Origin of the sequence: Paenibacillus sp. FSL F4-0122 (assembly GCF_038002845.1) — a bacterium.
In the GTDB taxonomy this organism is placed as follows: domain Bacteria; phylum Bacillota; class Bacilli; order Paenibacillales; family Paenibacillaceae; genus Paenibacillus_AQ; species Paenibacillus_AQ odorifer.
In genome coordinates, this window is the sequence record NZ_JBBODI010000001.1 from 6,119,901 (window position 1) to 6,132,252 (window position 12,352).

At 42.3% G+C, this 12,352-nt stretch carries 9 protein-coding genes and 1 riboswitch; all 9 genes read right to left on the reverse strand.

What is annotated here, in order from left to right; all coding sequences use genetic code 11:
• Positions 1-3: 3 nt before the first annotated feature.
• Complete coding sequence (locus MHH49_RS26705; RefSeq protein ID WP_076099300.1) at positions 4-1,293, reverse strand: amidase family protein; 1,290 nt, start codon at positions 1,291-1,293, stop codon at positions 4-6.
• A gap of 95 nt (positions 1,294-1,388) precedes the next feature.
• A complete protein-coding gene (locus MHH49_RS26710) occupies positions 1,389-2,954 on the reverse strand; it encodes an ABC-F family ATP-binding cassette domain-containing protein (protein ID WP_036678090.1) in 1,566 nt (521 codons plus the stop codon).
• Positions 2,955-3,399: 445 nt separating this feature from the next.
• Positions 3,400-4,710 (reverse strand): voltage-gated chloride channel family protein, encoded by a 1,311-nt coding sequence (locus tag MHH49_RS26715; protein WP_036678092.1) that lies wholly within the window; start codon positions 4,708-4,710, stop codon positions 3,400-3,402.
• Between the two features lie 67 nt (positions 4,711-4,777).
• Positions 4,778-4,840: riboswitch (Fluoride riboswitch) on the reverse strand.
• Positions 4,841-4,847: 7 nt separating this feature from the next.
• A complete protein-coding gene (locus MHH49_RS26720) occupies positions 4,848-5,570 on the reverse strand; it encodes a YebC/PmpR family DNA-binding transcriptional regulator (protein ID WP_036678376.1) in 723 nt (240 codons plus the stop codon).
• 165 nt (positions 5,571-5,735) lie between these two features.
• Positions 5,736-6,863 carry a 5-methyltetrahydropteroyltriglutamate--homocysteine S-methyltransferase gene (locus MHH49_RS26725; protein ID WP_036678095.1) on the reverse strand — a complete coding sequence of 376 codons (1,128 nt, stop codon included), beginning with the start codon at positions 6,861-6,863 and terminating at the stop codon, positions 5,736-5,738.
• A gap of 139 nt (positions 6,864-7,002) precedes the next feature.
• Positions 7,003-8,118 carry a 5-methyltetrahydropteroyltriglutamate--homocysteine S-methyltransferase gene (locus MHH49_RS26730; protein ID WP_036678098.1) on the reverse strand — a complete coding sequence of 372 codons (1,116 nt, stop codon included), beginning with the start codon at positions 8,116-8,118 and terminating at the stop codon, positions 7,003-7,005.
• Positions 8,119-8,134: 16 nt separating this feature from the next.
• The gene (locus tag MHH49_RS26735) at positions 8,135-9,067 is read right to left on the reverse strand and encodes a LysR family transcriptional regulator (RefSeq protein WP_036678100.1); all 933 of its coding nucleotides are present in this window, start codon (positions 9,065-9,067) and stop codon (positions 8,135-8,137) included.
• A gap of 120 nt (positions 9,068-9,187) precedes the next feature.
• Positions 9,188-10,315: a phosphodiester glycosidase family protein gene (locus tag MHH49_RS26740; RefSeq protein ID WP_076184510.1), complete on the reverse strand. Its 1,128-nt coding sequence runs from the start codon at positions 10,313-10,315 to the stop codon at positions 9,188-9,190.
• A gap of 174 nt (positions 10,316-10,489) precedes the next feature.
• Positions 10,490-12,010: a TPM domain-containing protein gene (locus tag MHH49_RS26745; RefSeq protein ID WP_341138662.1), complete on the reverse strand. Its 1,521-nt coding sequence runs from the start codon at positions 12,008-12,010 to the stop codon at positions 10,490-10,492.
• Between the last annotated feature and the right edge of the window lie 342 nt (positions 12,011-12,352).

The window sequence follows — 12,352 nt, forward strand, 5'->3', positions numbered from 1 at the left end:
AAATCACTGAAGCGCTAAAGAAACATCTTTACTCCAATAAATTAACTCTTCATCCCTACCATATGCCCCGATACATTGAAACCCTAATGGCATGTTATTTATAGTGGCAGCTGGAATACTCACCGCAGGCGCTCCAGCATATGACCAAATGGCTGTCATTCCGGTCCATCCGGTTCGTGTTCCCCACAGCGGAGCTGTTCCTGCCTGAGCCGGCGAAACCCACAGATCAATCCCCTGTGACTTCTGCACATCTAATAGATCATTTCTGAGCTTGAGTTGTCCGCTACGATATCCTTCCAGTTCTTCCTCAGTGATGGTTCGTCCAGATAAAATAGCCTGCCGTACGGTATCATCATAAAGATCTTTATAAACATCAAATAGTGGATCATGGACTTGCGCCATTTCTCCATGTACAAACCGCACCATGGCATCTCCGTAGATAAAGCTATCTTCCCACGGCATCGCAACTGTTTTTATGCTGAACCCTGCTTCCTCAAGCTTCTTAAGCTGCTTCTGAAAGGTTATCTTGGTGTCATCCTCCAATAATGTCATGTATACACCTTCGGGTATCCCCAGTACAGGTTTACGAGCTTCTTTAAAAGGTCTCCATCCCGTTACAAGCTCAGCGGCGAGAAAGTCCATACCCTCCATATCCTGAGTGAAAAATCCAAACGTATCAAAAGATGGCGACATCAATTGGACACCATCTATAGGGATACGCGCATAACTAGGTTTAAAGCCGACCACTCCGCAAAATGAAGCAGGTGCCATAACAGAACGCAAGGTTTGTGTACCTATCGCAAATGGACAGATGCCCGCGGCAACCGCAGCAGCAGAGCCTGCACTAGAACCGCCAGGCGTATGTTCCAGCTGATAAGGATTGCGGGTTGTGATAGGTCCGGCATAAGCAAATTCCTCCGTCACTGTTTTGCCGGTGAACCAAACCCCTTTTTGCCGAACCTTTTGAATAAAACTACCTTCAGACTTCGTCAAAGCTTGTGGGGGGAGGTTCGACCCTGCACGGGTAGGCAACCCATCTAAGTGAATTAAATCTTTGATTCCAGCAGGTATTCCATATAGCGATGGTTTAGGAATTTCTGAATACTTCTCTCTTACCCCAGCCACTTCATTTTTTATTCTATCTGCTCGGTTCTCCTCTAGCACAAAAGCACGCACGTGTGGTTCTACCTTATCGTAAAGATCTAAATATTGTGTAAGATATCTATCCATGGTTACATCTGAGGTCTTATTGCCCTGAGCAAACTGAGCTAACGAAGATTTATTAATGTACATGTCTGATTGGAACCCTCCTTAATATTCACTTAAACCAGGAAGCCATTTGAAGACGATTGTATTAATTTGGAACAGCTTCATGTTACTAGTTAACCTTATCTATGGCTATACTTTAGTTCTCTATTTCTATTTTCATCCACAATATTGATTACACGATCCACCCACCCTTGATAAAATTGCTCCTCATGAGAAACCAGAATCACTGTACCTTTAAATTGGATTAAAGCTTTCTGTAAAGCATCTTTTGTTTCGGCATCTAAGTGATTGGTGGGCTCATCTAAGATTAAGAAATTACATGCTGTAAGCAATAAAAGACACAGCTTAACTTTAGATTGTTCGCCACCGCTGAGTGTACGGATAGGCTGTGTAACGTGACTATCTTTTACAACACATAATGCTAGATGACGACGTATTTCCTTAATAGTCAATTTTGGATAAAACGATGAGACGATTTCAATAGGTGTCATGTTATCGTTTTCCCAAATTAAATCTTGCTCGTAGTAACCAATAGAGACTTGTTCGGCAAAGCGGAAAGCCCCGGCAACACAAGGGATTTGACCAACTAATGTTTTCAGCAATGTTGATTTTCCGATGCCGTTAAAGCCTGTTATGACTATCTTTTGTCCTCCTCGAATCGAAAATGTTAATTTGGGCAGCAGCGGTTTGACGTAACCAACCACCAGATGGTCTACTCTAAGCGCAACTTGTGCATTAACAGGAAGCTCTTGAAAATGGATAGATGCTTTAGTGACAAACGTCGGTGCAGCGACTCTCTCCATACGATCCAGCTGCTTCTGACGGCCACGGGCAATTCTAGAATTAACACCAGCACCATTTTTCCGGATATATTGCTCAGTGGCTTCAATTTTTTTCTGCTGTGCATGGTACTGCCGGATATGGCTCTCGCGAAAATGCTCCTTCTGTCTCAAAAAATCAGCATATTTGCCATGATATTTCTTAATCGTTTCCCCTTCAATATCGCAAATGCTTGTTGATATTTTATCGAGAAAAGCATAGTTATGAGAGACCACAATGAAGGCTTGATCGAACGCTATCAGATATTCAGCAAGCCAGTTAATATGCGTGGTGTCGAGATAATTGGTGGGCTCGTCGAGCAATAACACATCAGGTTGTTCAAGCAACAGCTTTGCCAATATAACTTTGGTTCGCTGCCCCCCACTAAGCTGATCAATAGGACGGTCCATCCCCATTGCGTTTAATCCTAGCCCCGTAACCACTTTACTGATATTGCTCTCGATAGAATAATAGTTGAGCGCCTCGAGTCGTTCCTGAAGGTCTGCTGCCTTCTGCAAAAGCACTTCATTGCCAGTAACTGCACATTCCGCATAAAGTGCATTCATCTTTTCTTCCATTTTGTATAATTCAGTGAACGCTCGCCTTAAATAACTTTGAACTGTACTTGACCCATCAATAACCGCGTATTGATCAAGATGGCCTATTTTGATATTGGGCTGCCATTTAATCGTTCCACCATCAGGAATCACCTCGCCCGTCAGAATACCAATTAATGTGCTTTTCCCTGTTCCATTCTGACCCACCACACCTACATGCTCCCCTTTGTAGACTTCCAAAGAAACCTGTTTATACAGCACTTTATCTCCAAAAGCATGTGATAAATTAGAAACCTCAAGTAAACTCATTTACTTTCCTCTTTTCTATAATTGTTTTTAAGCACAAAAAAAGCAGAAGACACCGCGCCCTTGGGCGCAAGCCTTCTGCTTATCCGTGCACGAATAGACGGCACAAATAGATAATTGTCAGTTTGGAAACTGAACATTATAAACACAAAAGGCTGTAGACGAAAATTGTCTACAGCCTCTTAATCATTAACATCGGAAGATGGCGTAATCAAATAAGCATGAATAATCACACTAAAATGACCTAGCTATCTTTCGATGATATAAAAAGCGATTCGCTTTTTGATTAAGCTCCGGACAACGTTTCATCGTTTGTATCCGATTGTTCGGAGCAGCTTCTGGTATATAATTTTTCAGTTTCCACATGAATCATGTTGAACCATCCCTTCGTTTGGTAACAGTTTAAAACGCATGCCGTTACTTGTCAACCATCATCCGAGAGGTCCTCTTATTTTTTGCGGGTGCGTTTGACCGTACCGATCCTAGTTCCTTGAGGAATTGTAATGAACTGGCTCTTCGATACACCGATAAGCTGTGAAGTATAAATACTACTATGTCCGGAGAATAAATAACTCACCACACAAGCGATAAACATGTATATGGCTCCTTCCGAACCAAACAGCTCGATCCCCATTAAAAAGCAAGCGATAGGCGTGCTAGTAGCTCCACAGAAGACAGCAATAAAACCGAGGGCAGCTAAAAAGGGTCCATACACATGTAATATTTCAGCCAAAGCATTGCCTAGTGTGGCACCAATCACAAATAACGGAGTAACCTCACCACCCTGAAATCCTGTTCCTAAGGTAAAGGCAGTAAAGATCAGCTTCCATAAAAAAGCGAACGGTGAGATATCTCCCTCAAAAGAATCCTTGATTAATGGAATTCCGAGGCCTAAGTAATCACGAGACCCTACAAGGAATACTAAGGCAATGATAATTAATCCACCTACTGCACCTTTTATCATTGGATTGCTTATCATGGCGGTGAAGATTCTTTTTAGAAAATGAGTCAGTTCACTGAAAAGCATACTCACGAGACCAAAAATTACAGAGGCCAATACCACTTTTAGAATAATCATTAAACTTAAGGCTGGAAATTCATTCACTACATAGTGTGTATGATGAACGCCCCACAATCGAGTGGTGACCAGATCACCAACAAAGCTAGCCACAAAACATGGAAGTAATGCCTGTTGACTAATAAGTCCAATGGTTACTACCTCTAGACCAAACAAAGTTCCTGCTAGTGGAGTGCCGAATATAGATCCAAAACCACCGCTAATTCCGCACATTAACAATATTTTGCGATCCATAGGACTGATTTTAATCAGCTTTCCGAACCATTCCGCAAGGCTTCCGCCCATTTGAACAGCTGTCCCTTCACGCCCAGCGGATCCACCGAATAAGTGGGTTACTAATGTTCCGAACAACACCAATGGAGCCATTCGCAAAGGTATGGTTTCTTGTCCGTCCTGAATTTGTTCTAGAATGAGGTTATTGCCTTTAGAACTGTTCTTGCCATATCGCATATATAAGAAACTAACAAGTACTCCCCCAAGAGGCAACAAATAAAGTAGCCACGGATGCTCTAAACGTACATCTGTAACGTAATCCAAGCTTTTCAGAAAAAAAGCAGAGGCGGTGCCGGATAAAATGCCAACCACACTACCAAGCACAATCCATTTGATAAAAGTACTCCAAAGTGCAAAATAACTTCGCTTCTTAGTGATTTCAAACCATCGGGTAGACCATGGATTCATCTCGACAGCTCCTAAGGACAAAATAAATTAGTCTCAACAATAAAACAGACCCCTACCAGGGAAGCTCACACTGGTAGGAGTCATTAGTCTCAGAGAGACAGTTATGGCGAACTCCATCGCCCTTTATAAAACTTAAATTATTCTTCTTCTGAATCTACGTTATGATACACTTGTTGAACATCTTCCAGGTCTTCCAAAGCATCAATCAATTTCTCGAATTGAGCTTGAGCATCTTCTGGGAGTGCCACATAGTTTTGTGGAAGCATGTTTAACTCAGCAACAGTAAATTCAGTGATGCCTGCATTTTTGAATACTTCTTGCACTGCATTGAACTGATCAGGCTCTGCATAAACAATTACTGCATCATCCTCTTCCAGCACATCGCGTACATCAAGTTCTGCATCAAACATCATTTCAATTACTTCATCAGCAGTTTTACCTTCCACACCTATAACGGCCGTAGAGTCAAACATGTAAGCTACTGATCCGCTGACACCCATATTTCCGCCATTCTTACTGAAGGTTGAACGGATCAATGGAGCTGTCCGATTAACGTTATTTGTGAGCGCATCAACGATGATCATTGAACCGCTAGGTCCAAATCCTTCATAACGAAGCTCTTCATAATTTTCTTCAGCGCTGCCTTTAGCTTTATCAAGCGCACGGTCAATGATCGCTTTTGGTACATTGTAAGTTTTTGCACGTTCTAATACAACTTTCAGAGCCCGGTTCGCTTCTGGATCGGGTTCACCCTTCTTTGCTGCTACATAAATCTCAACGCCAAACTTTGCATAAACACGACTTGTGTTTGCGTCTTTGGAAGCTTTCTTTTCTTTAATATTATTCCACTTACGACCCATATTGTTCCCGCTCTCTTTCAACATGAATTAAAAACAATTGTTACTTATTATACCCTTCTTCGATAGCTCTAGTAAAGTGCAGTAGTAGGTTAATCCTCTAAGCTGTCACAATACGCATAGAAAAAGGCTTCTGATTCAATCAGGAGCCTGCTAATTTTTTATAGATTACTGCCATATTTCATCTGCAATCTCTTTAATAAACTGCAGTTTGTCCCATTGTTGTTGATCTGTCAGATGGTTTCCTTCTTCCGTAGAGGCAAAACCACATTGTGGGCTCAGGCACAACTGATTGATATCCACATATTGCGAAGCTTCTTTAATCCGTCCTATGATTTCTTCTTTATTCTCAAGCTCACCTGACTTCGAACTGAACAAACCTAAAACCACTTGTTGATCTTTAATAAATCTAAGGGGTGCAAAATCTCCGGCCCGATCCGTATCGAACTCCAGATAGAAACCATCTACATCCACCGTTCCGAATAACACTTCTGCGATAGGCTCGTATCCGCCGGATGCTGCCCAAGTGGACGCATAGTTCCCACGGCATACATGCATCGTAATTACCATATCTGCTGGATGATCTTTTATCGCTTCGTTATTTACAAATGCGTATAGCTTAGCGATTTCGTTAACATCTACACCCTCTTTTTGACGAGCTTCCCAATATCCTTTATCACAGAGCATCCCCCATGTGCAGTCGTCCAATTGCAGATTACGGCAACCTGCCTCATAGAAGTCGCGAATAACTTCACGATAAGCTGCAGCAATATCAGCCACTAGTTCATCCTGGTTGTTGTAAACCGCTACAGTTGTCTTTTGATTGCGCTGAAGTTCAGCAAGGAACTGCGCTGGCGAAGGAATCGTTTGGCGAGCTACTACATCATTTCCCGCTATGCTAACCAATTGTCTGTAGTCAGCGATCATCGGATGGTTAGTCCCACGGATTTTTCCGGATAATTCTGCAGTTTCCGCTCTAGTCTCTACACCATTAAACAGGTAGCCCACTGGGCTGACTTTCTTTGTTACCCCTTCAATGCCCCACATAAAATCTAAATGCCACCAAGAGCGGCGGAACTCTCCATCCGTTACACCTTTTAATCCGACCGCTTTTTGTCTTTTCACGACTCTGGTAATCTCTGTATCTTCAACCTTGCGCAATTCATCAGCGGAGATTTCATTATTTTGATATTGGACACGAGCTCTCTTAATCGTTTCCGGACGTAAGAAGCTGCCAACGATATCTACTCTGAATGGCACTTCAGTTCTTTGATTTCCTTTTTGGATGGTACTCATAGGGGTTCGTCCTCCTTCATTGTCTGTGCTTTTCTGTTGAATTCACTATAGCACTGTACAATCAGGACAGGGTAACTCCTAAAAACTATGGCCTACCATAAGCTTACGCTATAGCAGGCCACCAAATTAGCTTATTTAATTATAACCAGACCTCTCGGGCGGTTTCGATCACAAGGCGTACTTTATCCCACTGCTCTTCTTCGGTTAGAATATTTCCTTCCTCCGTAGAAGCAAATCCACACTGGGGACTTAGGCACAGCTTCTCAATATCTACATATTGCGCGGCTTCTTCGATCCTTGCCTTAAGCTGCTCTTTACTCTCCAGACCCCCATGTTTGGTTGTCACTAATCCCAACACTACAAATTGGTCTTTAATAAATCGTAAAGGCTCGAAATCACCAGCTCGTTCATTATCATATTCCAAGAAAAAGGCATCAACTTTTGTATTGGAAAAAAGCACCTCGGCAACAGGCTCATAACCACCAGCAGCGAACCAAGTGGAGCGAAAATTACCTCGGCATACGTGCAGAGCGATGGTCATATCATGCGGACGCTTCGCAATACTCTCATTAATCAGCCTAACATAATCCTTTGCTAACTGATCTGGATCTGTACCTCTACTGCGTAAATGTGCGCGATGTCTACCACTGCTCAGCGTTCCCCAAGTTGTATCGTCTAACTGGAGGTAACGGCAGCCTGCATCGTAAAATGCTTGAATCGCAGTTTGGTAAACCGCTATGATATCTTGAAATAAAGTTTCCTTATCAGGGTAAACTTCATTTCCATTAAACTCCTCCACAAAGTGAAATAATGCAGGTGAAGGAATCGTCATTTTGGGTATTCGGTCTCCCGCCATTTGCTTGAGCTTGATAAATTGCTGGAGCATCGGATGATCTTCAAAGGAAATTCGGTCAACAATTCGGAATGATTCCGCGCGCTGAACCGTTTCCGCTCTTCCACTCCCTTGGTTTAAGTTAATTTTTTCAGTTCCTTTAATTCCAACAAAGAAATCAAGATGCCACCAGGAACGGCGAAATTCACCATCTGTAACTGCTAATAATCCTACTTCCTTTTCTAGTTCCAGTAGTTTAGCAATCTCAATATTCTCTATTTCATAAAGCTCACTTCCTGTGATTTCACCATTCTCATATTGGAGGCGGGCTGCTTTAATTTCTTCCGTACGCAAGAAGCTGCCGACGATATCATAGCGAAAGGGTGGAGCATTTCTCTGGGTGCCAGTTACGGGTCTAATCATACCGATCCTCCTACAGCTATAGTAAAAAATGATTTAGATCAAAATAACTTCCGGAAACCAAGTCATTTAAGATTTCTATATACTTGGATGCCATCACACTAGGTCTGCGATCTTTATGTGCAATCCAACCAACCGTGAATACTTCATTACTCTCAAATGGAATCGTCTTCAGTCCATTACCGTTCAGATCGGATGCCATGATTCCTGTACCCACCGTATAACCGTCCGTGCCCATTAATAAATTGGTCAAGGTTGCCCGGTCATTCACTTTAATATTCTTCTCAATCTGAGAAAAACTTAACATTTCCTCCGAGAAGTGAAGTGAATTGTTCTCACCTTGTTCAAAAGTAATATACGGAAAAGGTAAAATATCGTCCTGCGAAATCCTTTCCTTCTGGGCAAGCGGATGTTCAGTTCTGACATAAAGATGTGGGTCGGTATTAAAGAGTGGCGTGAATTTCAGATTACCATCACTGAACAGCTTATTCATATGCTTATAGTTGCTCTCGTTAATATAAAGAATCCCTAAATCGCTACGGAGGGTACGCACATCTTCGATGATGTCGTAGGTTTGCGTCTCTCTCAAGCTGAAGTTGTACTCTGAGACATCACTTTGCTTCATGAGACTCACAAAAGCATCTACCACAAAAGCATAATGCTGAGTCGAAATGGAAAAATAGATTGGGCTACGCTTTTTCCCAGTATAACGATTCTCCATAAGCTCTGTTTGTTCAATGATTTGACGGGCATATCCGAGAAATTCCATTCCTTCTACAGAAATGCTTATTCCACGGTTCGTCCGCTCAAAGATGGTAATCCCAAGTTCATTTTCAAGCTCTTTAATAGCGTTGGACAGGCTCGGTTGAGAAACAAAGAGCTTCTTTGCCGCCTCATTCATGGAGCCACTATTTGCAATTTCGATAGCGTAGCGGAGCTGCTGCAACGTCACTCCTATTCCCCCTGTTCCAGACCTATTCGTACTGCATTCTGTTTCATACTAGCTGATATCGTAGCATAAATACATCTCTCATTCCAAGATAATCCTTTTCAGGTGCCCAATAACGCGTACTTATTGTGTTCTCTTTTTCCCAGCATCAATCTTGGCAGGATCTAGTCCTTTCCAAATATTTGGCATATCAACCTGTTCTGGATGCTCAAAAACTAAAAAGGCTGTAGGCAAATACCGCTCACCATATTGGGATGAAGGTTTATTCATAATCTCATTGTCTTTTACAAGTACCGTAGAAGATCCACCATCAAGATTAGCCGCTATCACGGCTCCATGCTTAAGCAAAATTTGCTGCACATCATAGAGATTTGCTCCAATACTATAAGTAGGCTGTCGACCGTCAATTACCACAAAAATAATAGCGCCATCTGCCCGCTGACCCATTGCTGTTCTAGGTGCAATCCCCCAACCTTCCGCTGCATTCTTAATCAATCCTTTGCCATTGACGATTAGCCGCGGGCTAAAAGTAACTGCCTCCTGAACCCCCATTTTACTAATCTCATCTAGTGTATAATTCCCGGCAACCATTTTTCCTTGTTTATCAAGACCAACAATCTGTGTAGATTTTTTACCGCCTAGACCGTTGTAATATAATTTACCTTGAGAGACTACAATTCCTATAGGTTTAAAACCGTTACCTTTCCAGTTCGGATCAGCGAACCCACCACCGTTAACTCCGGCGATAGCGCCTGTACGCTTCACCATACTGGTTACTTTTTCACCTGAACCAATCTTATTAGGTATTCCTAGCCGGACTTTGGTTGGATCATTAACAATCATTACATATCCGGTATAACCACTGCCTGAGACATTCTCAATCTCGACAAGTGGCTTCTCTACCACCTCAGGTTCGGGAGCGATCGTATGTGTATCTATTTCGTCCCCCATCTCTTCAAAGCGGGCGGTATACTCGGTTACCCGTTCCTTCAGTTGATCTTCACCTATAATATATTTAGCCATATAGCGATGTTGTGTTGTAATTAGCGTATCTGCGATCGTATAACGTAAGTTCTGAGCCGAGGGTGCAAAATAAAGCCATCCACCAGCAGCGATCATTAAGAATAAGCAGAATAAAAAAACTTTGGATAAGGTGCGAAAAAAACTCCGTTTCTTACGCTTTTTTATTGGTTTCTTAACAGGTTTCTTATTGCGTGCATTGGAACGTTGAGGTAATGATGAAGTGCTCACTTCTAAGTATTCCTCCCTAAATATTACTAATTTGATAATATGTACAACTCGTCCTTATCATAGACGATGATTTTCGTTAAAAGTTTCTATTTGAGTAATAGTCATCATTTCAAAAACAAAAAAGAGCAGGTTTCCAAAGTTTTGGCTACCTGCTCACATATAGCTAATCAAATTCTAATGTCTTCCTACTCCACCGCCGCTGCTAGCGCTACCGCCGCCACCTGATGAGCCACCACCGCCGGAATAACCTCCTCCACCGGAAGAGCCACTATCATTGTTAGATCTGCTGCTGCTTGAAGAGCTGGAAGAATGTCTTCCTGCTCCTCCACCACTACTGGAACCTCCACCACCATGGTTCTCGTTGCTTGAAGAGTAACGCCCTGCACCTCCACCTCTAGTAGATCCGCCTCCACCACTGTTTCCCCAGAAGCTTGATTGCGAATTGTTTGTATTCCTATGATGATAATAACGTCTATGCCAGCGTCTGCCATAACCGTAATCAGCTTGACCATGCCAAGGACCATAACGGCGTATATTCCTTTGGCTATATGGATTAAATGGCAAACCATACATTTCTATATATCTATTGCGTCGTGAAGCAGTAAATCCAAATAAGATGAGCGAACCAAAAATTGCTGAGAAGATTAGAAAAGCCTTGCTTTTACTAACCGCCTCACCTCCAGTTATAGCAGTAGTAGAGGAAGTACCAGAGTTCGTTGTAGTTCCAGGATTAACATTGTTTCCGTTGTTTCCAGTGACTCCTTGCGGATGATCCGCTCTCGCTAACAAGAAACTGTAGAACGAATTAACTGTCGTTGTAGCTCCCGTTCCGTAATCTTTTTTCACAAATTGGGGTTCAAGCACGGTATTTAAAATATTACTAATAGCCTCATTGGTTAAAACCTTGTCGATATCCTTGCCTTGTAGAACATGATAGTTGTCTCCGCCTATGTCCAATACAAGCATAACATCCTTAGGACCAGCACCTACCGAAGCAAACTTCATATAGGTATAGTCCTGCAATGTTTTATCTCCAGCATTTTTTACGGTAACCACATAAATTCCACTTCCGGTTGTTGTTTTATATCTGTTGCTGGAATCGTTCAGATAGTCTTTAGTTACTTTTTTGAGCACACCCGCATTATCGGATACGTAATTTTTGGTGCCAACATTTTCTGCCCAAGTACCGCCCATAGCTTGAATAAAAGCTCCATACGTCTTCCTAGCACCATTACTGTATGTTTTAGCTGCGAAATCCGGCTCAAGATATTGTGAAAGAATCTCTTTAATCTTACTGTTAGGCAATGATTCCTCTATACCTTTACCTTGTACCGCCCAATAATCATCATCTTTTATAGAAAGGAGCAGCAGCAGACCGTTATTTTTATCCGCAGCCCCCACACCCCAGCTATTGAAAAGCGATTTTGCATACTCTTCCATCGAAACCCCTTCAGTAGAGTCGACAGTTACAAGCACCACTTGAGCTCCAGTAGCCTGATGTAATCGAATACCGTAGTTCACCATGTAATTCTCTGCTTTCTCGTCAATCACATTCGCAAAATCATTCACATAAAATGAACCCGTATGCTTAGGTACAGCAGTTTTGGCTAAACTTACAGTCGGCAAAAGCAATACACTTAACAATAAGGCAGCAAGTGTGGTACGTAGCAGTATTTTTAGAGTTCTCGTGTTCATATGTACCTCCTGATCTATCATTATCTCTCTTATTTATCGGTTACGCGCGGTTAGCGGAATAGTTCCATTTTATTCTAAACTGGAAATTACACAACAGGAAAAACGGTTAGAATTTGTGAGGCGGGTGATTTAAGGCGTGCGAGTCGCTTTAGGGGCAATCATCGTGTTGTGTTGATGGATCAAACTCAAGAACATTGGAGTTTTGGAATCCTCCTACTGGATAACATACTTTTCGCTGATGGATCGGACTCAGGAGACGTTATTTTGTTCATTTGCGGGTTTGTGGCAGTCTATCGGACTCAGTTGCAGCTATTTACTTAAAACCACACCACTTATCCATAA

Coding starts and splice junctions, on each gene's coding strand:
- MHH49_RS26720 (WP_036678376.1), bottom strand. CDS start 5,570: ATGGGTCGTAAGTGGAATAATATTAAAGAAAAGAAAGCTTCCAAAGAC.
- MHH49_RS26705 (WP_076099300.1), bottom strand. CDS start 1,293: ATGTACATTAATAAATCTTCGTTAGCTCAGTTTGCTCAGGGCAATAAG.
- MHH49_RS26730 (WP_036678098.1), bottom strand. CDS start 8,118: ATGATTAGACCCGTAACTGGCACCCAGAGAAATGCTCCACCCTTTCGC.
- MHH49_RS26745 (WP_341138662.1), bottom strand. CDS start 12,010: ATGAACACGAGAACTCTAAAAATACTGCTACGTACCACACTTGCTGCC.
- MHH49_RS26715 (WP_036678092.1), bottom strand. CDS start 4,710: ATGAATCCATGGTCTACCCGATGGTTTGAAATCACTAAGAAGCGAAGT.
- MHH49_RS26710 (WP_036678090.1), bottom strand. CDS start 2,954: ATGAGTTTACTTGAGGTTTCTAATTTATCACATGCTTTTGGAGATAAA.
- MHH49_RS26725 (WP_036678095.1), bottom strand. CDS start 6,863: ATGAGTACCATCCAAAAAGGAAATCAAAGAACTGAAGTGCCATTCAGA.